Origin of the sequence: Faecalibacterium sp. OF04-11AC (assembly GCF_003460645.1) — a bacterium.
In the GTDB taxonomy this organism is placed as follows: Bacteria; Bacillota; Clostridia; order Oscillospirales; family Ruminococcaceae; genus Faecalibacterium; species Faecalibacterium prausnitzii_I.
This window is the reverse complement of the sequence record NZ_QTVP01000019.1, coordinates 1-26,088: the sequence shown is the minus strand read 5'-3', so window position 1 is coordinate 26,088 and position 26,088 is coordinate 1. Positions and strand designations below refer to the sequence as shown.

General features: G+C 48.2%; 25 protein-coding genes and 2 pseudogenes. 21 read left to right on the top strand and 6 right to left on the bottom strand.

Translation table 11 applies throughout. The features are described from left to right. Positions 1-2: 2 nt before the first annotated feature. The 4 genes from DXA70_RS09610 to DXA70_RS09595 all read left to right on the top strand — a co-directional run bounded on the left by DXA70_RS09610 (position 3) and on the right by DXA70_RS09595 (position 3,688). Positions 3-1,691, top strand: a complete 1,689-nt coding sequence (locus DXA70_RS09610) for a recombinase family protein (protein WP_128118329.1) — start codon at positions 3-5, stop codon at positions 1,689-1,691. Further along, the gene (locus tag DXA70_RS09605; RefSeq protein WP_128118328.1) at positions 1,688-2,929 is read left to right on the top strand and encodes a recombinase family protein; all 1,242 of its coding nucleotides are present in this window, start codon (positions 1,688-1,690) and stop codon (positions 2,927-2,929) included. Before DXA70_RS09610 ends, DXA70_RS09605 begins: the two co-directional genes overlap by 4 nt. 40 nt (positions 2,930-2,969) lie before the next feature. Continuing rightward, complete coding sequence (locus tag DXA70_RS09600; RefSeq protein ID WP_128118327.1) at positions 2,970-3,290, top strand: hypothetical protein; 321 nt, start codon at positions 2,970-2,972, stop codon at positions 3,288-3,290. Positions 3,291-3,376: 86 nt separating this feature from the next. Further along, entirely contained in the window at positions 3,377-3,688 is a 312-nt protein-coding gene (locus DXA70_RS09595; protein ID WP_128118326.1) for a hypothetical protein, read from the top strand. Positions 3,689-3,882: 194 nt separating this feature from the next. On the opposite strand, the gene DXA70_RS09590 is transcribed toward DXA70_RS09595, so the two are convergent. Next, positions 3,883-4,059, bottom strand: a complete 177-nt coding sequence (locus DXA70_RS09590) for a helix-turn-helix domain-containing protein (protein WP_243001282.1) — start codon at positions 4,057-4,059, stop codon at positions 3,883-3,885. A 243-nt stretch (positions 4,060-4,302) separates the two neighbouring features. On the opposite strand from DXA70_RS09590, the gene DXA70_RS09585 reads away from it, so the two are divergent. The 7 genes from DXA70_RS09585 to DXA70_RS15485 all read left to right on the top strand — a co-directional run bounded on the left by DXA70_RS09585 (position 4,303) and on the right by DXA70_RS15485 (position 11,171). Further along, positions 4,303-5,259: a recombinase family protein gene (locus tag DXA70_RS09585; protein ID WP_158565153.1), complete on the top strand. Its 957-nt coding sequence runs from the start codon at positions 4,303-4,305 to the stop codon at positions 5,257-5,259. Next, a complete protein-coding gene (locus DXA70_RS09580; RefSeq protein ID WP_128118324.1) occupies positions 5,217-5,966 on the top strand; it encodes a hypothetical protein in 750 nt (249 codons plus the stop codon). The genes DXA70_RS09585 and DXA70_RS09580 overlap by 43 nt, the downstream gene beginning before the upstream one ends. A gap of 641 nt (positions 5,967-6,607) precedes the next feature. Then, positions 6,608-7,369, top strand: coding sequence for a recombinase family protein (locus tag DXA70_RS09575; protein ID WP_128118323.1), 762 nt, complete (start codon positions 6,608-6,610; stop codon positions 7,367-7,369). Between the two features lie 19 nt (positions 7,370-7,388). Beyond that, positions 7,389-7,772 carry a TnpV protein gene (locus DXA70_RS09570; RefSeq protein ID WP_128118322.1) on the top strand — a complete coding sequence of 128 codons (384 nt, stop codon included), beginning with the start codon at positions 7,389-7,391 and terminating at the stop codon, positions 7,770-7,772. Between the two features lie 7 nt (positions 7,773-7,779). Further along, positions 7,780-9,390, top strand: coding sequence for a recombinase family protein (locus tag DXA70_RS09565; RefSeq protein WP_128118321.1), 1,611 nt, complete (start codon positions 7,780-7,782; stop codon positions 9,388-9,390). A gap of 114 nt (positions 9,391-9,504) precedes the next feature. Next, positions 9,505-10,689 carry an AAA family ATPase gene (locus DXA70_RS09560; RefSeq protein WP_347553542.1) on the top strand — a complete coding sequence of 395 codons (1,185 nt, stop codon included), beginning with the start codon at positions 9,505-9,507 and terminating at the stop codon, positions 10,687-10,689. After that, positions 10,686-11,171 carry a PD-(D/E)XK nuclease domain-containing protein gene (locus DXA70_RS15485; protein WP_347553541.1) on the top strand — a complete coding sequence of 162 codons (486 nt, stop codon included), beginning with the start codon at positions 10,686-10,688 and terminating at the stop codon, positions 11,169-11,171. The genes DXA70_RS09560 and DXA70_RS15485 overlap by 4 nt, the downstream gene beginning before the upstream one ends. A 174-nt stretch (positions 11,172-11,345) precedes the next feature. Here the strand turns inward: DXA70_RS15485 and DXA70_RS09555 are convergent, their stop codons facing one another. Next, complete coding sequence (locus DXA70_RS09555; protein ID WP_128118320.1) at positions 11,346-11,690, bottom strand: helix-turn-helix transcriptional regulator; 345 nt, start codon at positions 11,688-11,690, stop codon at positions 11,346-11,348. Positions 11,691-11,785: 95 nt separating this feature from the next. On the opposite strand from DXA70_RS09555, the gene DXA70_RS09550 reads away from it, so the two are divergent. The 6 genes from DXA70_RS09550 to DXA70_RS09520 all read left to right on the top strand — a co-directional run bounded on the left by DXA70_RS09550 (position 11,786) and on the right by DXA70_RS09520 (position 18,526). Next, a complete protein-coding gene (locus DXA70_RS09550) occupies positions 11,786-12,283 on the top strand; it encodes a hypothetical protein (protein WP_128118319.1) in 498 nt (165 codons plus the stop codon). A gap of 89 nt (positions 12,284-12,372) precedes the next feature. Further along, the gene (locus tag DXA70_RS09545) at positions 12,373-12,549 is read left to right on the top strand and encodes an AAA family ATPase (RefSeq protein ID WP_128118318.1); all 177 of its coding nucleotides are present in this window, start codon (positions 12,373-12,375) and stop codon (positions 12,547-12,549) included. A 444-nt stretch (positions 12,550-12,993) separates the two neighbouring features. Further along, positions 12,994-13,392, top strand: coding sequence for a helix-turn-helix transcriptional regulator (locus tag DXA70_RS09535; protein ID WP_128118317.1), 399 nt, complete (start codon positions 12,994-12,996; stop codon positions 13,390-13,392). A gap of 301 nt (positions 13,393-13,693) precedes the next feature. Continuing rightward, positions 13,694-14,122: a DUF4143 domain-containing protein gene (locus tag DXA70_RS09530; protein ID WP_243001279.1), complete on the top strand. Its 429-nt coding sequence runs from the start codon at positions 13,694-13,696 to the stop codon at positions 14,120-14,122. Positions 14,123-14,420: 298 nt separating this feature from the next. Continuing rightward, positions 14,421-15,332 carry an MBL fold metallo-hydrolase gene (locus DXA70_RS09525; RefSeq protein WP_128118316.1) on the top strand — a complete coding sequence of 304 codons (912 nt, stop codon included), beginning with the start codon at positions 14,421-14,423 and terminating at the stop codon, positions 15,330-15,332. Next, positions 15,326-18,526: a serine protease gene (locus DXA70_RS09520; protein WP_128118315.1), complete on the top strand. Its 3,201-nt coding sequence runs from the start codon at positions 15,326-15,328 to the stop codon at positions 18,524-18,526. The genes DXA70_RS09525 and DXA70_RS09520 overlap by 7 nt, the downstream gene beginning before the upstream one ends. Before the next feature lie 524 nt (positions 18,527-19,050). Here DXA70_RS09520 and DXA70_RS09515 read toward each other — a convergent pair. The 3 genes and pseudogenes from DXA70_RS09515 to DXA70_RS09505 all read right to left on the bottom strand — a co-directional run bounded on the left by DXA70_RS09515 (position 19,051) and on the right by DXA70_RS09505 (position 21,210). Continuing rightward, a pseudogene (locus tag DXA70_RS09515) lies at positions 19,051-19,487 on the bottom strand (aspartate carbamoyltransferase regulatory subunit). Between the two features lies 1 nt (position 19,488). Then, on the bottom strand, positions 19,489-20,436 hold the full coding sequence (gene pyrB / locus DXA70_RS09510; RefSeq protein ID WP_128118314.1) for an aspartate carbamoyltransferase: 948 nt from the start codon (positions 20,434-20,436) through the stop codon (positions 19,489-19,491). 18 nt (positions 20,437-20,454) lie between these two features. Continuing rightward, positions 20,455-21,210 (bottom strand): GntR family transcriptional regulator, encoded by a 756-nt coding sequence (locus DXA70_RS09505; RefSeq protein WP_112114684.1) that lies wholly within the window; start codon positions 21,208-21,210, stop codon positions 20,455-20,457. A gap of 188 nt (positions 21,211-21,398) precedes the next feature. Between DXA70_RS09505 and DXA70_RS09500 the strand changes: the two genes are divergently transcribed. The 3 genes and pseudogenes from DXA70_RS09500 to DXA70_RS09490 all read left to right on the top strand — a co-directional run bounded on the left by DXA70_RS09500 (position 21,399) and on the right by DXA70_RS09490 (position 23,596). Beyond that, positions 21,399-21,941: a GNAT family N-acetyltransferase gene (locus tag DXA70_RS09500; protein WP_128118313.1), complete on the top strand. Its 543-nt coding sequence runs from the start codon at positions 21,399-21,401 to the stop codon at positions 21,939-21,941. 19 nt (positions 21,942-21,960) lie between these two features. Beyond that, positions 21,961-22,416, top strand: a pseudogene (locus tag DXA70_RS09495) (NAD(P)-dependent oxidoreductase); the annotation flags it as partial. A 34-nt stretch (positions 22,417-22,450) separates the two neighbouring features. Beyond that, the gene (locus DXA70_RS09490) at positions 22,451-23,596 is read left to right on the top strand and encodes a glycerate kinase (RefSeq protein WP_128118312.1); all 1,146 of its coding nucleotides are present in this window, start codon (positions 22,451-22,453) and stop codon (positions 23,594-23,596) included. A 44-nt stretch (positions 23,597-23,640) separates the two neighbouring features. Here DXA70_RS09490 and DXA70_RS09485 read toward each other — a convergent pair whose 3' ends face one another. Beyond that, entirely contained in the window at positions 23,641-25,005 is a 1,365-nt protein-coding gene (locus DXA70_RS09485; protein WP_112114688.1) for an MATE family efflux transporter, read from the bottom strand. 391 nt (positions 25,006-25,396) lie between these two features. Between DXA70_RS09485 and DXA70_RS09480 the strand changes: the two genes are divergently transcribed. Continuing rightward, complete coding sequence (locus tag DXA70_RS09480; RefSeq protein ID WP_128118311.1) at positions 25,397-26,005, top strand: sugar transferase; 609 nt, start codon at positions 25,397-25,399, stop codon at positions 26,003-26,005. Positions 26,006-26,088 lie beyond the last annotated feature (83 nt).

The following is a 26,088-nucleotide window of genomic DNA, read 5'->3' as shown; positions in this document are numbered from 1 at the left end:
CAGTGGCACGAAAGAGTAGAAAAAATCTCCCGCAGCCGGAACAGGCGGCAGTTTCTGTGCTGCTCCCGGAACTGGAAGAAGCGAAGATACCGGCGGCAATCTATGGGCGGCTCTCTGTTGAGGATGAAGAAAAAGAAGAAAGTATGGAAACGCAGATCGCGCTGGTGCAGGACTATATCAGCCGCAGCAGGGAACTGAGTTATGTGGACACCTACTTCGACAATGGATTTACGGGAACAAATTTTAAGCGGCCTGCATTTACCCGCCTGATGAACGATGTGCGGCAGAAGAAAATCAAGTGCATTGTGGTGAAAGACCTTTCACGCTTTGGTCGTAACTATTTGGAAGCGGGGTATTATATCGAAACAGTGTTCCCGTTTCTGGGGGTCCGGCTGATTGCTGTTACAGATAATTTTGACAGTACGCGCAAAGAGGACATGGAAAGTCTGGCTCTCCCGATTCGGAATATGGTCAACGCAATGTACGCGAAAGACATATCCAAAAAGATATGGACTTCTTTGCAGCGTAAGAAAGAAGCAGGCTATGCAGTCGGAAACGATGCTCCGTATGGCTATATTCGGAACCCCATGACAAAGCGTAATGAAATTGACCCGGAAGCTGCATTTTATGTGCAGTTGATTTTCCAGTGGGAACTGATGGGTGTACCAATTTTTGAAATCGCCCGACGAATGACGTTGCTGCAGGTTCCGACTCCACGAGAGTGGCATAGAAAAATGGTTGAGGGGAAAGAAGTGCTTACCTGTAAAAAGTGGGGCGTAACCACGATCCGGCACATCTTGGAAAATCAAACCTATGTGGGCGATACCATCAACAATAAAAGTACACAGAAGTTATTCGCAGGACAGAACAAGCACGACCTTCCCAAAGAACAGTGGTATGTGGCAAAGAACACACATCCGGCCATCATCGCAAGGGATGATTTTGAAAAGGTGCAAAAAGTCTTGAACAAGAATCGAGAAGTATTCCAGACAGTAAGAGCAAAGTCGGAGCAGATTCGGGCAGAATATCAGAATGACCTTGCAGGAATGGTGTTTTGCGCAGACTGCGGCAGACAGATGGAGTTTGAACGACTGCCGCATGGAGCGGAGGAAAGTAAAAAGGTCTGCTATTACATCTGCAAGGCAAGGCAGGCCGACGATAAGTGCATCGGCCACCAGATTCCAGAAAAACTGCTGAAAGCCTTGATAATGGATCAGCTGCATTTGTTCATTGTCCAGCTGAGCGATAAACGGAAGGTTCTGGAAGAATTGCAGAAAATCGAGGATGTGCAGAATCCCGTCTACCGTGCAAAGGGCGAAATTATGAGCCTGACCGATAAAGTTAGCCAGATGGCCAAGAAGCGGGAACAGCTTTATGCGGACTATGTGGCTGGTGTGGTGGATTCCGAAGATTACCAACTGATTCGGGAGGATTATTCCAGACAATACAATAGCCTGCGAGCTGCGCTGCAGGAAGCAGAGAACAAAAAAGTGCAGGTGGAACAGCAAATCAAAGAATATCTGAATATGGCTTCTAATTTAGAAGAACATCTGGACAACTTTGAATTTGATATTCAGTTAGTAAAATCCATTGTGCAGAGAATCGAAGTGAGCGCGGACAAGCGGATTCGGATCATTTTCGGATTTCGGGATATATTTGCAGAGGTAGAAAAGGAGAGTGCAGAAAAATGATTGCAGCGTATCAGCGCATTTCAAGGGCTGATGGCGACCTGGGTAAAGATGGCAAAGATAAGAGCAACAGCATTGAAAACCAGAAAGAACTGATCCGGCGGTATATTGCCTGCAAAGAAAGTCTGCAAAATGTGCCTGTGATGGATTTTGTAGATGATGGCTACACAGGCAGCAATTTTGACAGACCGGGATTCCAGCAGATGATGGATGGTGTTCGCAATGGCAAGATTGATACCATCATTGTAAAAGACCTCTCTCGCTTTGGCCGTGATTATATCGGTGTGGGTGAGTACATGGAGCAGATTTTTCCTTTGCTGGGGGTAAGGCTCATTGCCATCAATGACAACTATGACAGCAATAATTATAAAGGCACAACGCTGGGCATGGATGTGGTGGTCAGCAATCTGGTGAACACGATGTACTGCCGGGACGCAGGGAAGAAGCTGCGGACTGCCAATCAGGTCAAGTGGCGAAAAGGCATTACAACGGCATCCGCTGCGCCGTTCGGCTATCAGTTTGACCCAGACAAAAAGGGCGCATTTATCATCGACCCGTCAGCGGCAAAAATCGTGCGGCGTATTTTCGATCTTGCGATTCTGGGGTTAGGTACAAGAGAGATAGCAATGATGCTCAATGACGAAAATGTTCCTGTGCCGAGCGTATATAACAAAGAAAATAAGGCGTATGGCAAGGAAACGACCTATACCATCGCCCCAGTGATTCTTTGGGATAGTACTCGCGTTTGGAAAATCCTCACGGCGTATGTGTACACCGGGGCAATGGTTCTGGGCAAAACCAAAACGCTGATTTCCGGCAAAAGCATTGTCAGAACGGTTCCCAAAGGACAGCAGTTTATTACGGAGGGAACCCATGAAGCAATCGTAAGTCGTGAAGAATTTGAAAAAGCGCAGCTTGTCATAAAGAGCAACAGCCATAAAGTGCTGATGGGCAGCGTGGACTTTCCATTGAAAGGCAAAGTTCGCTGCGGAAATTGCAGGCGAGTGATGGCGCACAATTTCAAACAGGTTGTGCCGACATTCTGGTGCAGAGAGGGCTTGGAACTGGTTGGGCAGACCCAATGCACATCTGAGATATTTCAGGTCAGTGATATTGAAAATGCTGTCTTTCAGGCACTGAAAAAGGAACTTTTTTTGCTGGATTCCCTCTACGGCGATATTCAAAAAGAAGAACAGGATTTGAAAGAAGCCACAAAAAGGCAAACCGCCGAAAAACTCTGATGGAACAGGAATTAAAAATCTAAAGGGAGAGAAGATGCGGATGTATGAAGAATATGCAGCAGGAACACTCCCATTGGATACCTACAAGCAGAAAAAGCAGGAGTGTGACAGACGAATTTCAGAGGTGCAAGAGCAAATTGAACAATCCCAAGCGGAAGAATCCGCTGAGAGCGTTGTGCCGGGAACGGTACGCGCAGCAGCGGAGCAGGCAGAAAATTTCCTGCACGGGACGAGGCTCACAGCGGGTATGGTGTCGGCCTTTATCGAAAATGTCTTTGTGCATGATGGAGGGCGCATCGTGGTACGGTTCAAATATGAGCGGAGCATACAGGATACTGTAAAAGCACTGCACACAAACTAAATTTGAGAGAGGACTGGGTTGCCCATGTTGGAACATCAGAGAGTGTGCTATAACATGGGCAACAGACCAGCCAGAAAGAGGACATTATGAAAGCAATTCGATGGCTGTTAAAATTGATGCTGGTGATGATAACCCTCCCGCTGATCCTTGCGGTGTGGCTGGCGAAGTGGTTTGTGGTATTTCTGCATCATTGTTCGGCATGGATTTTCTATCTGCTGGGCAGTGTGCTACTGGCAACGACGGCCCTTTCGTTCTTGATGCAACAGTCGCAAGGAGTGGAAGCACTTCAAATGCTGATCGGTGGATTTGTGATTTTTATGGTCCCGCAGGTGGTCGGCAGCGTAGTTGTACTTCTGGAACTGGCGGTAGTAATGCTTCGGCAGGTATGGTACATATAAGATGTCCGCCCCGGATAGCCTGCCTTTGGAACTGCACGAAAAAACAACGCCCGTCTGGGTGAGGGGATTTGTGAATCTTCTCGACCAGGCGGGTGTTTCATTCCGCAGGAATGTGATAGTTATAGAATGAGCGTTTCTACCTATATATAATGGAATGCCGCCACAGCCACCGACTATACGGTACTATGACGGCATTATTTTTTATCGTCTGGAATGAACTGCACGACATCATTTGGAGTGCAATCGAGCATCTGACAGAGTTTTTCCAATGTGGATAGTGTAATATTCCGATTCTTTTTCAGAGTGTCCAGCGTTTTGTTGTCCAAGCCGTTTTTGAGAAGCTGGTACTGTGTTACCTGCTTGCGGCGCATAGTTTCCCACAGAGGAGTAAAATCAATCAAAGCTGTCACCACTTTTGCTTGTAAAAAATTGTTCTTTACGTTTCATTATACGGGGTGGGTATGCAAATGGATATTGTGGAGATACCCACAATGCGGTATAATAAGTAAGATAGAGAGTCTGCAAATAGTGTTTGCCCATGTTATGACATTAATGATAATGCTATAACATGGGCAACTTTGTAATAGGAAGAAAAAGTGGAAGGAGGGAGAAATGTGGCAAGCGATAGTCATGCTAAAAGGCCAATTGTGGTAGAACGACGTAAGGAAAAGGGAAGAAAAAAGACCCCTCGCCTGACAAAGACCTATGATGTGAAAATAATTCCTGCAACAGTGGGTGTCGTGGCGGAAACAGAAGAACCACCTAAAAAGCGTGTCGCTGCATACTGTCGTGTCAGCACGGATCAGGAGGCGCAGGAAACCAGTCTGGAAGAGCAAATGGCACATTTCAACACTGTTATAGCGGAGCATCCAGACTGGGAGCTGGCAGGAATTTATGCGGATGAGGGAATCTCTGGTACACAAGTTAAGCATCGAGTGCAGTTTCAGCAGATGATAGAGGATGCAAAGGCTAAGAAAATTGATCTGATTCTTACGAAGTCTATCAGTCGTTTTGCTCGTAATGTGGTGGACTGCCTGACTAATATTCGATTGCTGCGGAACCTCCGGCCACCTGTCAGTGTGTATTTTGATAAGGAACGCTTGGATAGTCTGGATGAAAAGGCAGAAGTATTTCTGACGATGCTGGCTTCCTTCGCACAGGAGGAATCCCGAAGCATCTCCACTAATATCAAGTGGACAACTCGAAGCCGGATGAAAGCCGGAACGCAAAAAATCAGTACGACGAGTCTGCTGGGCTATGATACGGACGATGATGGCGAAATGGTGATTGTGACCAACGAAGCTGAAATTGTTCGTACCATCTATATGAGCTTTGATAAGGGAATGCACCCGGCAGAAATTGCAGAAAAGCTCAATGCGTTGGAAATCAGAACAATCAAAAATAACCCATGGACAGGTGAATCGGTCAAGAATATCCTGCGGAATGAAAAATACTGCGGCGACGTTCTGATGCAGAAAACCTATACGGTAGATTGTTTGACCCACAAGACCAAGAAAAATGAGGCGAGGTGGAGCAGTATTTTATACCAGACCATCACCCTGCAATCGTAGAGCGAGAGGTCTGGGATAAGGCACAGGTAAGGCTGGAACAGATTGCAGGCAAGCGGAGGCGTATTCGCCCAAAGCAGCAAAGGCTGATTCCTTTACGAAAAGGCGTGCTGTTAGGATTCGTTCCCATTAGACCTACATGGAAGGCTGTTTCCTTCAAGAGGTTGGAAACGGCAACAGAAAAGGTGATGGCACTGGTTGATGCAAAGCCAGAGCAGGAACACATAGAATATGAAAGCGAGGAATGTGAAATGGAAATTTTGAAGGGATTTGAGGTAATCAATCTAAAGCAACCGAAAGGCGAGTCTGTTATGACGGTGACTTCAAACAGCCTGAAATTTAATAAGGCAACGGCTGTAGAGTTGAACTATGCACCGTACATCAGGGTGCTGCTCAACGCAAAGACTAGGCAGATTGCGATTCAGCCTTGTTCAGAAAAAGATCCGAATGCGATTAAGTTCAGTAACGAGGAAAGCAAGCAGACGTATGCGATCAGCATTAAGGTGCCGGCTATCCAGGTAGAGTTTCGGAGAATGCTGCCTTTCGAGGATGAAAACGGTGGTAAACTTAGTTATACCTTGAATGGAACTTTGTACCCGGATGAGCAAGTTGTCATTTATGATATTGGAGATGTGAAACCGGAAGCAGAAAAGAAACGCCGGGGTAGAAGAAAAAAATCTGAAATTGAAGCAGAACAAAAAGAAAACTAAGAATAATATTTGAAGATTTGGTAGTGGCTCCCACTTGTGATTCAAAGGAAACTTTGAGTTGCAGGTGGGAGCTTTTTTATTGTGAAAAAGGCTATCTTCCTGACAAACCAGATGAATCTTTGCCGGACTTTTAACGAATGTCTATTTTTTAACAAAGAACATGATGGAGAGGGAAAAGTGTATCACTTGCTCGAAAATTAAAAATCTTAGTCTTTTTTAACAAAAATCTCAGGGCATTTTTGACACCTATCTTTCCGGGCTGTTGATGGCATGTTGGATCGAATTTCTGCTTTTGATGGAAAAACCAGAGATAAGCAGGATTTTTGGAAAAGATTGATATGGAATCCTGTAAAGATATGGCGCAGCACAGAAAAAGATTAAACGAGGATTCTTTTATGATTGAAAAATGTGAAGAATCTAGATCATCAGCGGTAAAAATGAAGATTAGGGCAAAAAAATAGACCGCCAAAGAGAAAAATGGCGGAATATCAAGGAAAATCAAGGATTTGCGGCGGGGTGTGGAAGCACTTCTAAAATAGAAATTTGTGAAAAATGTTGTCCAAGACTTGACATCGGGCGGTGGAAATTGCTTTTGAAATAATACTAAGCAATTGTTGGCAAAGTTTAGGAATCATAGTTAAATTCAAAAGATCGCCTACGATGAAACGTATCGAAAAATCAGAGAAAATCCACGAGAAGACTGGCGGATGGTGCCGGACAGCCATCCGGCGATTATCAGCTGGGAACTGTTTGATGAAGTTTCCGCAGTGCGAGAAACTGAGCAAGCGATTAGGGATGAGCGGAAAAAGTGGTGCAGACAGCGCAGAGAGAATAATCCGAACATCTTCAAAGGCCGGATATTTTGCAAAGAGTGCGGAGAAAAGCTGGTTTGCCATTGGCAAAGGGATGGCTCGCTGTATTTTTACTGTAAATTCTGCCATGTTTCCATCTCAGAGAAAGACCTCTGGAACGGCATCCATAAGGAACTGTACCAGCGGATGGAAGAACATAAGAATTTGAAAAAGCTGATACAGAAGAATTCGGAAAATAGCAACCTTGAAACAAAGAAAATTGCATTGAGCCGTGAAATGGAACAGGTGTCGGGCAATATCGTTCGGCTGGAATCGCAGAAGCGCAGCGGCTATGAGCAGTATGTCCTCGGAAAACTTTCAAAAGAGAAATTCTTGGAATTAAAGCAGAACTTGGAAAATGAAATCGTAGAACAAAAACAGGAAAAAACCAAAAAAGAGAAAGAGCTTGCGTTGATTCAAGAAGAATTGCGGCAGAAAAAGCAGGTCGCAGGAAACACCGAAGTCCTTTTGACGGTAGATAATCTGCTGCAGTATGTAAAGAAAATTGAAGTGGACCGCAGGAAAATAACTTATACGGAATTTGTGTTTTAACGAAAAAGGAGAACAGACAATGAAAGAGAAAATCTATGATGCCCGGACAGGAATGGAATATGTTTTGGTGGGTGATTATTACCTGCCAGCCTTGAAGCTGCTACAGACTCGTCCGGTTGACCGCTGGGGGATGCTGCACAAGGCATACCTGAAACTGCGAAAACCAGCCTATTACCAAAGCTTGCTGCTGAGCGGAAAACTGGATACTGTTTTAGCAAATGTGGAAGAGCAGGCTGCAGAGCGGTATAAGGTCTTGATCGAGCAGATGAGCCAGCGGGAGGACGTATCGGAAAAACTGAAAGAAAAAAATCAGATGGAGTGGGTACGCCGCATGAACAATCTGGAAAATCGTGCAGCAGAAATCGTAAAGGCAGAATTGATCTACACGTTTGAAAGGCGGTGAGCAGCAGATGATCGGAACCTATTACCGGCTTTCTCTTGCGGACGAGGATGTGGGTGCTGATAAGGCTGAGAGCAACAGCATTCAGGGCCAGCGCGGACTGGTAGAGGGGTACATCATGGCCCGCCCCGAACTGGCTGCAGAGCCGCGTCAGGAGTACGTTGACGATGGCTATTCCGGCACCTCCACAAGCCGCCCAGCGTTCCAGCGGCTGATTAAGGACGCGCAGGACGGAAAGGTGAAAACGATTATCGTAAAGGACTTTTCCCGGTTCGCCCGTGACTATATTGAAGCAGGCGATTATATGGAACGAATCTTCCCGTTGCTGGGCGTTCGCTTCATCTCCGTCAACGATGGTTACGACAGTGGAATACAGATCAGAAACGATGTATGTGGACTGGAAGTAGCCATTAAGAACATCATCAACGCATCCTACAGCCGGGACCTCTCCGCTAAAATCGCAGCAGCAGACCATGTGATGCAGAAAAAAGGAATGTATCTCGGAGGATACCGCCCGTTTGGATTCCTACCGGACCCGAACGACTGCCATAAGCTGATCCTCGACCCGGTAGCCAGTCGATATGTGTGCCTGATTTTTGAACTGGCATTGCAGGGCAACAGAACAGGCACCATCGCAAAAATCCTGAATGAAAAGCAGATTCCAACTCCGGCAGCGTATCATGTGGCGGAAAACCATGTGTACAGTGATCAGAAAGCATGGGATTTGCAGCGCAGTCATTGGACGAGCGGAACGGTTTACCATATTTTGAAAAATGAGAAGTATAAGGGAACCTATGTGGGCGCGAAATTCATTATGCCTGTTCCCTGTAAGCATCGGGTCCTGCGCGCTCCCTTGGAACAGCAGGTACGAATTGAGGACAGCCATGCCGCCATTGTGAACCCGGAGGAATTTGAACAGGCGCAAAAGGTCATTATGCTGCAAAACGGGAACTACCAGTCCGGGAACTACACAAAACACCAGTATCCGCTGAAAGGCAAGGTCTACTGCGGTTACTGCCAGAAGCTGATGAAATATCGTGTTCTCAAGAAACTCGGACCATCTTTTAACTGCAGATTTTCGGCCACAGCGGTGGACAGTCCCTGCAAGCGAATCCCAATCTCTGAGGAGATTCTGGAACATATCGTCCGAAATGCGCTGACAGAACAGATAAAGCAGGCGGAGCATATATTGGGGATCCTGCACGAGCGGGAACGCAAAGCCTTGGTTTGCTTCTCCGCACTAGAACGGCAGGAAGAAAAGCTCAGTGTAGAAAAGGCAGAGATTGTAAAACAGCGCGTCGCATTGTATGAGCAGTATGCGGATGAAAACATGAGCAAGGAAGAATTTATCAGGCAGAGAGATGCCTACAGAGTGCAGGAAGATGATAAGATGGAGCAGATTCAAAGGCTGCGTACCGAGAAAGACCAAATTTTCCTGCCAGTAAGGAAAGATGCTGATAATTTGCAGACTGTCGTAAGTGCAGCAGAAAAAGCAGGCGATGTGATGCGCTTATCACAGAATGTGGTGGAAACCTTTATTGACCGCATTGAGGTTTTCAACGATGAACGCGTGAAAATTCGTTTTACATTTGAAGATGTGCTGGCAGGCTATGCAGAATGAGCCGTAGCCAGAATCAATGTGGTAAGCGGAAATTTTCTTGTAAGAACACGAGATTCATGGTATCATAGAAGCAATGAAAAGTCTGTGCGTGGCTATGTGAAAGGAGCAGCAGAGATGAGAAAATTGAACATCCCAGTTGGCATTTCGGACTTTGAGAAGATTCGGAACGGTGGGTTTTATTATATTGACAAATCTGGCCTGATTACGGAAATTTTGAACGAAAAAGCAGAAGCGACACTTATCACTCGACCACGGCGTTTCGGTAAGACGCTTGGCATGAGTATGCTGGAAAGCTTCTTCGACATCCGTAAAGACAGCAAAGAATTGTTTGAGGGACTGGAAATTGCAGAGCATCAGGCATTATGTGATGAGTGGATGAACCAGTATCCGACAGTCTTTGTTTCATTCCGACAGGTAGACGGTCTGGATTTTACTGGGGCATACGATATGCTCACAATGGTGATAGCGGATTTGTACAACAAACATCTTTATTTGCTTGATAGTAAAAGTGCTACAGAATTCCAAAAAACAGCGTTTGAGCATCTTGCACATGGCAATGGTTCTATAAAAGAAGTTAAGAGCAGCCTTATGCTTTTGACAACGATGATGCAGAGCTATTATGCAAAGCCTGTAATTCTTCTTATAGACGAGTATGATGTCCCTGTAGCAAAAGCGAATAACAACGGTTATTATAATGAAATGCTCGATGTTATGAAAGGCTTGATGCAGGCCCTAAAAGACAATCAAGCACTTCAGTTTGCAGTTGTTACAGGCTGCTTAAAGATTGCGAAAGAAAGCATTTTTACGGGAACAAATAATTTTGTATCGGATACTATCACAAATTCTCGTCTGAACGAGTATTTCGGATTTGTACAGAGTGAGGTTGACCTGCTGCTAAAGGATGCTGACTTGACAATGCAGGCTGAGAACATCAAGAAATGGTATGATGGATACCATTTCGGAGCCTTTGATGTTTACTGCCCGTGGGATGTAATGAATTATTTGTTGGAACTGCAGCGCAATCCGAAAGCTAAGCCTATCAGCTACTGGAAGAACACCAGCGACAATGCAATCATCCGTTCCTTTATTGACTATGCGGGGAGTACAATCACAAATAAACTTGAAACCCTGATGGCTGGTGGCTGCATCATTCAGCGTGTGGATGAAAACCTGACCTATGATTATCTGCATTCCTCAGAAGATAATCTTTGGAGTACGCTGTACCTGACAGGATACTTGACCAAAGCCCGTGAAGAAGATTATAAGGGCGAATTGCCGGATGGCATGGTTGCCTTATGATTCCTAATGCAGAAATCAAAGAGATTTTTGAAACGACTGTCATCAAATGGTTCGATGACAGTACGAAGAAGTGGAATCGAAATGCTTTGTTCGATGCAGTCTGGAACGGTGACAGCGAAGGCATTACCAAGGAAATGAATGCTCTGCTTCGGCGTACCATCAGCTACCATGACTATCGGGAAGACTTCTATCATGCTTTCCTTGCGGGCATCTTCACAGGTGCCGGATATATGGTGGATTCCAATAAGGAGCATGGAGAAGGCCGAAGTGATGTGGTCGTTTACGATTCCATCAATGCCCGCGTTGCAATCTTTGAAGCAAAGTACACGAAGGTTTTGGAAAATCTGGAAAGTGAATGCGATATAGCCTTACAGCAAATTGATGATCGGATGTATGCAAAGGAGTATGAGGACGATTACGATCAGATTCTTTGCTACGGTATTTCGTTCTTTAAGAAACGCTGCATGGTAAAGAAAAAGTGATTCACAGTAAATCTTAACTTGAATTCTGTATTATAACTTAAAATGAGTTAAAATACAGAAAAAGGATTATAAAGAGAAGCTCGCATAAACCACAGACAGCACCCAAGATGATTCGAGGGTGCGTCTGTGGCTTATGCGGGCCTTTTTATTTTGTGATTTTAATACGGATGGATGTTAAATTCCAAGGCTGACAAGAGTGGCCTTTAACTCTTTCGCCGTGCGGATAATGATTTCCTGTTCAGTTTCGTTGCAGTCCAATAACAGACGATGCAATTCGGTGTTGGAAGTTGAAACGGAATAGTGAAGACTGTCTATCAACAAATCATCAACGGAAATGCAGAGGGCGTCGGCAATATCGACCAGAGTGGCAACGCTGGGGTGTTCTGTGCCTTTTTCAATTTTGGCCAGAAATTCACGACTGCGATTGATTTTAGAGGCTAAGGCTTCCTGGGTGATATTACCACACTGCATTCTGAAATAACCAATACGTTTTCCCAAAGCAACATAATTGACGGGCATAAGTAAATCTTCCTTTCGAATGCCCGCATAAGAGTACTTTTATTATCTGGTCTATGGAAAAACGAATCAAGAAGAACGAAAAGAGCAGCCAACATATGGTACGAAAGGCGCTGGAGATGCAAATCGGGCTGGCCGAGCAGGCTTTGCACGAATTGCAGGAAAATGGGCGCAAGGCAATGGCACGCTTTTCCGTACTGGAACGGCAGGGAGAGAAGCTGAGCACAGAAAAGAATGAAATCGTAAAGCAGCGGATAAACCTCTATGAGCAGTATGCGGACGGCGAGATGAGCAAGGCGGAGTTTGTCCACAGGCGGGATGCTTACCGAGAACAGGAAGAAAATTTGATGCAGCAGATCCAATGCCTGCGAGCAGAGAAAGAACAGCTGTTTCAGCCTATGCAGAAAGAAGCAGGCCAATTGCAGGAGGTCGTTGATGCCGTCCACGATGCGGGTGATGTAATGCAGCTGTCCCAAACAGTGGTGGAAACTTTTATTGAGCAGATTGAGGTTTTCAACGATGAGCGGGTTGCGATTTACTTTACCTTTGAGGATGTGTTGCAAGGCCAAACTGAGAGCGGAACTATTGCACCGTAAGGGAGATTTTTCTTGTATCGGTGTTGATTTCATGGTATCATAAAGACAATGAAAAGTCTGTGTAACGCTATGCGAAAGGAGCGGCAGAGATGAGAAATTTAAGTATCCCAGTGGGGGTTTCTGATTTTGCTGAAATCCGCAGAAATGGTTATTATTATATTGATAAATCGGGGTTGGTTGGAGAACTCCTCGGTGCAACGGGAACAAAAGTGACCCTGATTACCCGTCCCCGGCGATTTGGCAAAACGCTTGGCATGAGTATGTGATTCGTTGCTTGACTTTGTATTGCTGCTATTTTACTCGTAAGATACTAACTCATGAGTCAACAATTTAAAATTGAACGAAATCGGTCAGTGGTGTGGTCTTATGGAAAGTATTTTACAGTATTGCTCCAGAATACTATACGAAATTGAATACGATCTCTCGGAGAATGAGTGGTTTGAACTGAGCACTGGAAACATTTGCCATGAACGTTGGGGACGGTACTGTGTGACGATGCTCTTGAAGCCTTTGTCAGAGAAGATTCCGTATATCGTTTTCAAGGGCGGTACATCGCTTAGCAAATGCCACAAAGTCATTAAGCAATTTTCGGAAGAGATTGATATAACTATCGAACAACGCTTTCGCAGGGACAGAAGAAAAAGGTAAAACAGGCAATCATGGATTCGGCAGATGAACTGGTTCAAAGAGTAAACGAATAGGGAGGTAAAATGCCTACATCAAGTATCTTTATAAATAAAGAGGTAGTGTGTCAGGATGCCCTTTTTGAAACGAGAAAATTAGTTGGTGAAAAATTGAAAGCCTGTATTCGGAGTAAAAGGGTTACAAAAGTGAACATCTGCAAAAAGGCAAAAATATCTCGTCCCATATTAGAGGAACTTTTGAATGGTGAGATAGATAACAAGAGTGTATTTGATGAACACTTGTATAAAATTCTTGACTCCTTAAAAATTACGCCAGATTTCTTGATGAAGGCCTTGCCGGAAACACAGCAGCTTGATGAAATGTGCTTACAAGCTGTATTTGAAAATTATCAAATGAGTGAAAAAGCAATGAGAGAGTATGAATTGCTTCAAGATATTTTGAATCTTTGTAGTATCTATTATTAGATGAAATGGCGAAAAAATCGGCCTTAGTCTGGAAAATGAGGCGCATTCAGTCAAGTGGACAATGAAAAAGAGTTCTGCAAAACTTAAAGCAACTTATTTTTGGTGTAAAAATGAAATGGGCGCAAAAAGATTAAAGCAAAATGACCTTTTATGACCTATTGCGCTTTTTGATGTGCAGTCAATTTGAGCATCATAGAGATGAAAGTTATACCCATATAGGCGATAAAGTCCGATTTCGTTTAGAGTATCCTCTGGCAGAAAAGTCTCACCCAATACAGTCAGTGACTACGTAGAGGCGTTGATGGAGTCGTTCATTTTTTATCCGGCGGAGAGATTTGATATCGTTGGAAAACAGCTGTTAAAAGTAAACAAAAAAATGTATATGGTCGATTTGGGACTGAGAAACCATATTCTTCCAAGAAAACGGTACGATTTAGGGTTCTCTGTTGAAAACATTGTTTTCTTTGAGTTGCTGCGAAGAGGATATCAAGTTAACATTGGAAAGCATGGATCTACAGAAGTTGATTTTGTTGCACAAAAGCAGGGAATTCTCACCTACTATCAGGTTACAGCGGATATGACCGCCGAGGAAACATTTGAACGGGAAATGCGACCGCTGAGAGGGATTCAGGACAATTATGAGAAGGTTGTTTTGACACTGGATCGCTTCTCACTCGGCAACTATGATGGTATAAAAGTTGTAAATGTGATGGACTGGCTTTTGGAATAAAGTGTTTTGTACGGGATGCTTCCGAAATTGTGATGTGAATCACTATATAAGCCTTTCTGAATTTGAAATTATAATGTTTCAGATTCGGAAAAGGCTTATTTTTTTTTTGTAAATTTTTGTTTCTTACTTGACAACCGCATAGATTTTAATGATGAACACGGTAAAGAAAACTATAAGCAATATCAATGCTGCTGAGAAATAAAATACGAAAGGTTGTTGAATTTGCTTGACATTGACGAATTACGTACTTACAATATAAGCACGGAAGATTGGTTCGAATTCAAAAGGAAATACGAAAATGCTTCAAGTTTATGCTTACAATGCGGGGAAAGGCGACTGTATTCGGCTGCACTTTGCAGATACGCATAATATTTTCATCGATACAGGCGTAAGCAGGTTTGCACCTATGTTCGAGCACTTATGCAATCAAATAAAGCAATCGGGTGAAACACTGGATGCGCTGATTTTGACTCACATGGATGATGATCATATCGGGGGTATTCTTGCGTGCCTGAGAAAAAAGGTATACCAATGTCCGTTTCGCGAAGTGTGGATGAATCATTCTGGCAATTCTTTTTTTGAAGACCGTCAACTTTCCGTGCGGCAGAATGATGAGGTGTATGGTCGGCTGAAGAATCAGGGGGTTCGGATCTGTACGGCCCATAAAGGAGATTGCCGATATTGTGCAGGAGCAAAAATAGAAGTGATTTGGCCGGAAACAGACCCATCGGATGCGAAATGTCTTCGTTATCAGGAAGTGCAACTGGCGCGTCATAGCGATTATCATATTTCTCTGTCAGAACTGGCAGAAATGCCACTGCTCAAACATGATACCAGCCAAAGCAATAAAAATAGCCTTGTATTTACGTTTGAATTTGAGAATCATAGACTTCTCTTCACAGGCGATGCATGGGCAGAGGATGTGGTCAAAGCCCAAGGAACATATGATTTGGTAAAGATTCCACATCATGGATCTGCAAAGAATATCTCGAAGGCATATCCGGAAAGCATTCAATGCACGAATTTTCTGATATGCACAGATGGTGTGAATCATCCAGACAAACAAACGATTGCAAAATTGGAGCGTTGGTACGGAAAAATCAACATCTATAGCCCGTCGGCATGGTGGAAAAATGGATATTTTATAGGGAATGATAAACAGCACGAGATCAGCTATTGCCAGAAAGAAGGACTTGTGATCACATGGTAAATGATAGTACAAGAGCTTACAGCGTATATATCTCGGATGAAAATAACTCCGTTCAGGGGAGTGGTGTTCTGTTCTATGCTGGCGGAAAGTCGGCTTTCGTTTTTACGTGCGCGCATGTGGTTGACGGCCTCGAAAAAATCAGACTATTTATTTTGAAGGAAATCAACGCAGCGTGTGATCGCTACGATGTATTCTGCACAGAGATCTCTTCATCTCAGGTTGTATATTCCCCACTGGATGAGGTCAGGACAGATGACGCAGGAACGAAAACTCACACGGAAGATCTTGCGATTATCCAGCTTGGAAAACCTGAAAGTCTGGAGATTCCTGTAACAAATTTCTTGATAACTGAAACCTATAGAAATCGACCTGTTTATGTGCAGGGCTATCCAAATGGTGTACCTGATGGGAGAAGCCCTATCGAGTATCTCGATTGCCTTCACGGTTGTGTGGTTGTAAATCCAGCGGATAGCAATCGTTTTACGATTCGTATGGACAATACATTTATAGATGCAGGTTCAAGAGTATACGAATTGGAAGGGTTATCAGGTGCACCGGTATGGGAAGATAGCGAAGAAGTCAATGGGTTGCTGGGCGTGTTTACCAGCGCATATGGGGCAACGGCTTTATTGTCCAAAACATTTGTGACAAAAGCACAACAACTCCGTTCCATTATGAAGGAACGATTTGGAATCGTAATGAAACGAAAGCTGGAAGGTATCCCGGAGCAAGATGTAGCAGGTAGCAGCGGTGATCCAATCGTGTTTAATGGAGAAATTCAAACGGAAGAAAAATCCGAAAATGAAAAATGGATTGAGAATCAGTTGGTTGGTTTGCGCTGTATCATTGAAGACCTGAAGTTGCAAGATGCAATCGACCGGGCAAAAGAATTGATTGCGGATTCCAAATTTGCAAGCCTTAGCAAGGAATCACAGAAAAAAGGAAAACAGTATCTTTTGTATTGCTATGAAATCGCAGATATGGATGCGGAATTCGATGCACTGGAATCAGATATGAGGGAAAGTGGCCTCATTAAGGAACATGATGTGCTCCGGCAGCTTACACGTTCTTTTATGCAAAAGAAATTCCAGGAAACAGTGGTGGCAGCACAGCATTACATCGATACAGAAGATTCCACTAAATCAAAGACGTTATTGTCATTTGCAAAAGCGTTCCTTTTACTAGCAAAAGCATATACGGAGCAGCTCCCTATTGAGGAAACGATTGGTGTGCTTCTGAATGAACAGGAAAAATTCATATACCCGACGGATGAAGTAGAAGATGAAGCACTTGTATATCAAATGATAGGATATGTGTACGGAGAACATTATCACGATAATGTGAATGCGGTACGCTTTCTTAATCGATCCTATCAGATAGGGTATGATAATATCGTATTGGAATCACTTGGAGTGGCTTATTATAATTTGGCGGTTTATGATGCAACAGATGAGAATGGCAAGATTCCGGATTTCCGGAAAATTGACCAGAAAGCACTGTATAAGGCTAGAGAATGCTTTTTGATCATCAAGGAAAAAGCAGATGCACTGTTCTGGGCAGGTACGATGCGTAGAATTGGACTTTGTGTTTATAATACTTTTGTTTTTCTACACGACAACTACCGTATTCTCACAATCTACCCGGATGTGAAAAAGTATCTGACCAAACTTCCTGCCGATGCATGGCGGGATGTGGAGATGAAATATGCCAAGGTCAGTGCACAGAAGGGTGAAATCGATGCAGAAGAGTTCCCGCATATTACAGAAAAAGATAAGAGCCTGCTTGAGGCAATCGCTAGGTCGAGCAAATGCATGAGCTTGATAGAAGATGTTACTGCCAATGTTCCGACAAAGCAAATTAGGGGGCTTTTGGAAATCGCTAACGAAATCACAGATACACTCAACTTCCTTGAAATTGCAGTTGAGAAGATTGAAAAAAGCGAGCGAGTTCCCGTATATGTACAGATGATAAATCTGTATGGACGCGGAATATTGATGTTCGGATGGAATAAAAAGCATAAAATGGAAAGCATCTATAATTGTATTTCTGACTGCGATGATACAAATCTGTTGGAATATATGAGAAATTTCATTTTTGAAATGGATGCGCCGATAGAAGAAGCAATCAATCGCTTCAAGAAAATGTATGAAAGCCATAAGAATATTATCACATGGCAGGAATTGAATCATTTGTATATCCGGCATGGCATGTTTGACAAAGCAGATGCGATGTATAGGGAGCTTTTTTCGGAACATAAGGAGCTGATAGCAGAAGGGCCGGAGTATGCCTACAGAGCTTTTATTGATTATGTGATGCTTTATAGGCGAGATTTAAAATATGCACTGCAATGTTATCTTGATGCCAAGGAATCTTTTAAGGATACAGACATTGAGGGATTCTGGGAGTTAGAATTGATGTTTTATGTCAATTCTTTCAATGATCCGGAACGCTTTGAAACGGAAAGAAAGCACTTTGTTGAGAAGGGTCTTGTGACGGAAGAAGCGTATCATAGGACAGCCTTTATTGCGTATCTGACAAACTTGAACAATGCGAAAGCGTTGGAACACTATAACTATATCCGGCAATATCCGCATTGGCAAGATTCAGGAACAGGTATGGTAGTTGCGAAGAAAGAAGAAATATACTTTCTGAACTGGATGGGTGTGCTTAAGCCAGGCTGCCGTCCGTCGCTGGATAGTATGGGGGAAGAGAAAGCAGGGGAGGTGAGAGAAAAATATAAAACAGAAACTTGGCACTCTGTGATTGGCAGACAGTTAAAAAACCAATTTAGAGTAAAAAAGAGCATAGCGATGGATGCATGGAGCCTTTACCAGCTTGCTGAAATGGATGCGCTCGATGATATACAATCGCTCGACTATGTTTATGTGAGCCATATAACCGTTACCCGTTTGCTTGAAGAATTATCGAAAACAAATAATCTGAAAATCAGAATTATTTTGGAGTATATACAACTGTCGGATAACATTCACATCTATACTGCTGGGTTCAAAGCGCAACTGGAGGTTCGGAATGTGGCACGATATCACGAGTTTGCATCAACTGTTGCAGTGGCAATTGAAAAAGATTGTGTAGCTGTTTACGGGGATCCAATCGTGGATGACTCGATAATAGAACATTTCAGAAATAGGATCGTCCGTGTGAACGACTTGGAAAGTTTGCTGGCAGAAAGATGACGCAGTGCTACGGCAAAGGAGAATATGCAAAACGCACAGTACAGCAAAAGATCTTTCGTCAAATGTTTCTGATGCGAATCCGGGTCTTCTGAAACGGCAGAATGAGTGGGATGTAGTTGTATTCTGAATTGGTCCGTAGAAAGTAGACAATAGGCAAAAGCCTTTCTGAATCTGAAGCAATGATAGCTTCAGATCCAGAAAGGCTCATTTTTTTGCAAAAATTTTGTTCCTTACTTGACAACCGCATAGGGTCAACCAAGAAAAACTACGATAACTAAAGGGTTTTGACGGCTTGAGTTGTCCTTCAAAAGTTTTATTTGTTGAAAAGACTGCAAGAAGCGGGAAATCCTGGGGTTATATGTAGGAGGCTTTTGGAAGCTCTGTTTTGACCCACAAAAGGAGCAGCAAATAAAAACAGGAGGATTCATAAAACTCAAAAAATAACTACAACCAAAAGCCCCCGGAAAACCAAATCAATCGCTGGTTTTCCGGGGGCTTACTATTAACACGAACCCAACCTTACATTATTCCGGTTTGACCTGCAGCTCCTGCTCGCAGTAAATGCAGCGATACTTGCCATTGGAGCTCAGCTCAAAGATCTGGTCGCACTCTTCCTCAATGGAAGAGATGCAGCGCGGATTTTTGCACCGCACGATGTTTACCAGGCGCTTGGGGGGCTGGGGCTTCTCTTTCTTGATGGCCTTGCCGTCCTGGATGACGGTCACGCTGATGTTGGGGTCAAGGTAGGCCAGCACATCCAGGTTGAGCCAGGAGGAGTCGCCCTCCACCTTGATGATGTCCTTGCGGCCGCACTCTGTTTTGTGGGAGCGGGCGTTCTGGATGAGGGCCACGCTGGCCGTGCGGTTGCCCTTGATGCCCAGCAGATCCATCAGCCGATGGCGGTGCCGGCTTTGATGTGGTCGATGACAATGCCATTCTGGATCTCGTCAATGTTCAGCATTTCAGTGTTCCTCCTTTGCGTCAGGTGCCTTGGGGTCGGGCAGACCCAGCAGGGTCATGATGAGTGCCATGCGGATATAAACAGCATTCTGCACCTGCTCAAAATAGGCAGCGCGGGGGTCATCGTCGACCTCCAGGGTGATCTCGTTCACGCGGGGGAGGGGGTGCAGCACAGCCATATGGGGCTTTGCCAGTGCCATTTTCTCTTTGGTCAGGATGTAACTGTTTTTCAGGCGGATGTAATCTTCCTCGTTGAAGAAGCGCTCTTTCTGCACGCGGGTCATGTACAGGATGTCCAGGTCGGCCATGGAATCCTCCAGGCTGCGGGTCTCCTTGTACTCAATGCCGTTGGCTTCCAGCACGTCCTTGATGATATAATCGGGTACTCGCAGCTCTTCCGGGCTGATGAGCACAAAGCGGATGTTCTTGAAGCGGGCCATGGTCTTGATGAGGGAGTGGACGGGGCGACCAAACTTCAGGTCGCCGCACAGGCCGATGGTCAGGTTGTCCAGCCGGCCCATCCGGCGGCGAATGGTCATCAGGTCGGTCATGGTCTGGGTGGGGTGCTGGTGGCCGCCGTCACCGGCGTTGATGACCGGGATGCGGGAATAATGGCTGGCGCGCAGCGGGGCACCCTCCTTGGGGTGGCGCATGGCGACGATATCGGCGTAGCAGGACACCACACGGATGGTGTCGGCCACACTCTCGCCCTTGGAAGCGCTGGAGACCGTTTCACTGGGGAAGCCCAGCACATGGCCGCCCAGGTTCAGCATGGCGGCCTCAAAGGAGAGGCGGGTGCGAGTGGATGGCTCGTAGAACAGGGTGGCAAGCTTTTTGTGCTCGGCGACGTTCTGGTAGGCGGCCGGATCGGCGCAGATGCGGTCGGCCAGACTCAACAGATTCATGATTTCTTCCTGGCTGAAGTCTAAAGGATCGATCAGATGACGCATGTTGTTCAGTTCCCTCCATCAAAGAAGCTTTCGCAGAATGGAAAAATCGAAGAAGTTGGTGTAGTAGCTCAACGAGCGCATAACCGGATGGCACAGACGGTTGTAGCAGACTTCGTCCAGCAGCAGCATCGCCTCGCCGGGGGCAAGCCGCATGGCTGCCCGGATGGCCTCGTCGCCGCAGCTGGCTTTCAGGTGGGCGACATTGGAGGCGATCTGCTGGTGACACTCCCGCTCCAGGATCTCGAAAATGTCGCCACTGAGGTCGATCCGGGTGTAATCCCGGCTGCCAAACAGCGCGCGCGGCAGGTAATCGATGGAGTAGATGACGGGAGTGGTGTCCGCCAGGATCCTCTTTTTGATGCAGATGACCTCATCCCCCGCCTCGATGCCGAGGTCCCGTGCCAGCTCTTCGCCTGCGCGGGTGGGGTAGATCTGGATGCCGTCTGCATGAGGATAGCTGCCGAAGCTGCGGATCAGAGGATAGTATTCCAGTTTCTGGTCCAGGCGGCTGCGCAGGTTGAGCACGGTGCGGTTGACAACGGTGCCAATGCCGCGCACACGCTCAATGTATCCGGCGCGCTCCATCTCGCTCAGCGCGTCCCGGATCACGGTACGGCTGACACCGAGCTGGGCGGCAAGGTCTACCTCCGCAGGCAGGCGGTCGGCGTCCGCATAGCGGCCGGTGCGCAGCTCCTGCAGCAGGGCAGCGACTACGCGGTCGCTGATGACAGCGCCGCCAAGACGGCTGGAAGGCGAAAGGCTGGAATCTTTCATGGTCGTTTTCCTCCGGTACACATGCAGGGTGAGCCCCGCAGAGACTTCAGGAGGCGGGCAGCAGTGCCCAAGAGCACAGACTGCCAGCATCCTTTCAATCAGTATAACATAAATTGACATTCTTTGAAATGGCATTTATACTGGAATCGCAAAGAAAGTATGATTTTATTTTGGGAGGGATTGCAGAAATGGAACTTTGTCTTCATCAGGTCCGCGGCAGGGCGGCGCCGCTGACGGTCACAATCCGGCAGTGTACGCGCGAAGAGGCCGAGACCGTCTACCGGCTCCAGAACGAGGTGCGGGCCATGATGCCGAACCCGGAGCTGTTCATGCCCGATACGCTGGAAAATATCCAGAGCTATCTCGAACACGACCTCTGCCTGGGCGCATGGGACGGCGAGCGGCTGGGGGCCTACTTTATCCTGCGGTACTGCGGGCACAGTGAGCACAACTACGCTGCGTTCATGGGCATTCCGGAGGCCGAGTGGGAGTGCTGGGCCAATGCCGACAGCGTCATCGTCCACCCGGACTGGCGGGGCAATGGCCTGCAGCGCATCCTGCTGGAAGACGCGCTGCCGCTGCTTCGGCCCGGCATCGTGGGCATTGGGGCCACCGTCAGCCCCGGCAACCCCTACAGCCTGAACAACGCCAAAGCCAGCGGCTTTGAGATCGTTTCCCGGCGGGAAATGTACGGTGGGCATGACCGCTATCTGCTGGCAAAACATCTGTAAAGAAATGGAGGGAAATTGTATGAAAATGCACGTCATCGCCTATGACCGCTACCCCTCCCAGGCCGCGAAGGACCTGGGCGTGGAGTTCGTGGAGCTGGACGACCTGTTTGCCCGCTCCGATGTGCTGGGCCTCCAGATGCCTCTGATGGACTTCAACACCGGCATCATCAACAAAGAGAACATCGCCAAGATGAAAGACGGCGTCATCATCATCAACAACAGCCGCGGCCAAATGGTGGTGGAGCAGGACCTGGCCGACGCCCTCAACTCCGGCAAGGTGGCCTGTGCAGGTCTGGATGTCGTGTCCACGGAGCCCATCCGGGCCGACAACCCGCTGCTGAAAGCCAAGAACTGCATCATCACCCCGCACATGTCCTGGGGTTCCCGGAGCAGCCGCCAGCGCATTATGGACTGCACCGTGGAGAACGTCAGGGCGTTCCTGGCGGGCCAGCCCCAGAACGTGGTGAACAAGTGATCAGACTTCCTCAAGAAAAACAGGTGGTGGAGAAATGAAAAAGTGCATCGTTGTGTCGGATTCGTTCAAAGGCACCCTTTCCAGCCAGGAGATCTGCACCCTTGCGGCGCAGAGGCTGGAGGCGTATTTCCCCGGGTGCGAGGTGGTCAGGATTCCCGTGGCCGACGGTGGCGAGGGAACGGTGGCCTGCTTCCATGAGGCCTGCGGCGGCACGCTGGTCTCCGTGCCCGTCTCGGGCCCCTATGGGGAGGCCATCACGGCAGAATACTTACAGCTGCCCGGCGGGCAGGCCGTGATTGAGATGGCCTCGGCCGCCGGTCTGCCTCAGGTAGAAGATCGCAAAGACCCCTGTAAGACCACCACTTACGGCGTGGGTCAGCTCATCCGCCACGCCGTGGAGGCGGGTAACCGGAACATCCTGCTGGGGCTGGGCGGAAGCTGCACCAACGATGGCGGCTGCGGCTGTGCGGCGGCGCTGGGGGTCCAATTCCTCCGGGCCGATGGCAGCGATTTTGTGCCCGTGGGCGGTACCCTGAGCGAGGTGGCGGACATCGACACGAAAGAAGCGGAAAAGCTGTTGGTGGGCGTCTCCCTCACCGCCATGTGCGATATCGATAACCCGCTCTACGGCCCAACCGGTGCGGCCTACGTCTTTGCGCCCCAAAAGGGTGCCGATGAGGCCACGGTAGTCTTTCTGGACGGGCAGCTCCGGGCGCTGGCCGGTGTCATCGAGGCAAAGTTGGGTTGTTCGGTAGCCGCTCTGCCCGGTGCAGGCGCGGCAGGCGGCCTGGGTGCTGGCATGGTGGCGTTCCTGGGGGCACAGCTGCGGCCCGGCATTGAGGCCGTGCTGGATCTGGTCCGGTTTGACGCCCGGCTGGACGGCTGTGACCTTGTCCTCACCGGCGAGGGGCAGCTGGACACCCAGAGCGTCCGGGGCAAGGTCATCAGCGGCGTGGCAAAGCACGCAAAAGAGAAGAGCGTGCCGGTGGTGGCCATCGTGGGCGGCGTCCTGCCGGAGGTGGAAGACCTCTGCGATGACCCGGCCTTGGGCCTGACCGCTGTGTTTTCCATCAACCGGCAGGCCATGGATTTTGCGCAGTCCCGTTACGCCAGCCGGGAAAACTACACCTACACCCTCAACAGCATCCTCCGCCTGCTGCGGGCAGCGGAAACAAAATAAATGCCCCCGCGCCATTTCGGCGCGGAGGCGTTGCGAATCAGAACTCAGGCAGCCATGGCGGCGGACTCCGCGTGGAGCTTTTTGCGCACTACCATCAGGCAGATGAAGTGCACCAGCGCCGTTAAGATCCAGCTGATGGGGTAGCTGATGTACAGGGTGGTGGTGGAGCGGAACAGCTGGAACACCGTGGCGATCCAGACCAGACGGAGCAGGCAGCTGCCCACCAGACTGACGATCATGGGCATGACCGAGTAGCCCCGGCCGCGCAGGCAGCTGGCCAGCGTGTCCATGACACCGCAGAGGAAGTAAGTGGTGCAGATGATCCGCATCCGGGCCAGGCCCGCGGCCACCACGGCTTCATCGGTGGAGTAAAAGTGGAGCAGCAGGTTGCCGCCCAGGAACGCGCCGCCGCCCAGCAGCACGCCAATGCCCACGGCGCAGAGCAGGCAGTTGCGCATGACGCGGTCCAGGTTATCATACCGGCGGGCACCCATGTTCTGGCTGGTAAAGGTCACAGCGGCCTGTGCAAAGGCGTTCATGGCGGTGTAGACAAAGCCCTCGATGTTGGAGGCTGCCGAGTTGCCCGCCACGACCGTGGAGCCAAACGAGTTGACCGCCGACTGGATGACCACGTTGGAGAGGCTGAACACTGTGCTTTGCAGGCCGGCCGGCAGGCCGATGAGCAAAATCTGGGTCAGGGCCCCTTTGTGGAAGCCCAGCTTGTGCAGGTCGAGGTGGAGGGGGCCCTCCTCTTTCAGGAGCAGGGCCGTGACCATGCAGGCGGAAACGGTCTGGCTGATGATGGTCGCCAGCGCGACGCCGGCCACGCTCATCTGGAAACCAATGACGAAGACCAGATTCAGGATGACATTGATGACGCCTGCCGTCGCCAGACAGAACAGCGGCCGCTTGGTGTCGCCCACGGCCCGCAGCAGTGCCGAGCTGAAGTTGTACAGCATGGTCATGGGCATTCCGAGAAAGTAAATTTTCAGGTAGAGGGTGGCCAGGTCAATGACATCCTCCGGGCTGGACATCAGCTCCAACAGGCCCCGGGCCGCAAAAAAGCCCACGCCCGCCAGCAGCACACCGCTGACAAGGCCCAGCGTCACCGCCGTGTGGACAGTATTCTGCACGCCCTGATCGTCCCGCGCGCCAAAGCAGCGGGCAGCCACAACGTTGGCACCCAGCGAGAGGCCCACAAACAGGTTGACCAGCAGGTTGATGAGGGCACCGTTGGAGCCCACCGCCGCCAGAGCGGTGCTGCCCGCAAAGCGGCCCACCACCACAACGTCTGCTGCGTTGAACAGCAGCTGCAAAATGCTGGACGCCGCCAGCGGGAGCGAAAACAGGATGATCTTTTGCAGCATCGGGCCGCTGGTCAGATCGCCAGAACGGGAAATCTGCGCCATGGAAAATCCGCCTCCTTTGAACAAGCTTTTTCTTGCATTTCTTACACTTTGTATCGTTAAAATCATTCCAAAATCAGTCCTGCCCGGAGGCAGAACGCAACTTCATATTATAGCACCCGGAGCGTAAAAAGCAAGTAAAAACGTAAAATGCTGAAAAGGAAGCGGAACGCGGCAGAACGGAAAGTCGCGGAGCAGTTTCATGGGTCCCGGCAGGTAGACGGCGCGGCAAGGGAGAAAACCAGCCAGATGATACAACAAAACAGGCGTTTTTCAAAAACCGATGCAGCCCATACTCGGAACAGGGCGTGCGGAAATCCGCCTCGCCGAATTGAAAATTGTCGAGCCTCTTGTTATAATAGGAGCGCAACCAAAACCAAAGGGAGGAACCTCCATGTATCGGAATGGAATCAAGCGGCTGCTGGCCGTTATTTTATCACTGGGCGGCATGATCTGCCTTTCGCCCCTGCTGCTGGTGCTCTGCATCGCCATCAAGCTGGATTCGCCCGGCCCGGTGTTTTTCAAGCAGAAACGGGTGGGCATCCACAAACAGCATTTCAACATCCTGAAATTCCGCACCATGCGGATCGACACCCCCCACGATATGCCCACCCATCTCCTCCACGACCCGGACCAGTATATCACCCGGGTGGGGCGGTTCCTGCGCAAGACCAGCCTGGACGAGCTGCCCCAGCTGTGGAACATCTTTGTGGGCGACATGGCGGTCATCGGCCCCCGGCCGGCCCTCTGGAACCAGTACGACCTGCTGGCCGAGCGGGACAAATACGGTGCCAACGATGTCCGCCCCGGCCTGACGGGCTGGGCCCAGATCCATGGCCGCGATGAGCTGGAGATCGCCGATAAGGCCCGGCTGGACGGCTACTATGTGGAGCACCTGAGCTTTGGGCTGGACGTGAAGTGCTTCTTTGGCACCATCAGGGCGGTGCTGGACCACGATGGTGTCGTGGAGGGCGGCACGGGGACGCTGCATAAAAAAGAGTAAACCTTTTTGCTCTCCTTCGCAGGAGAGGTGGCATCGCGAAGCGATGACGGAGAGGTTATTCCCGATGAAACCTCTCACCGCTC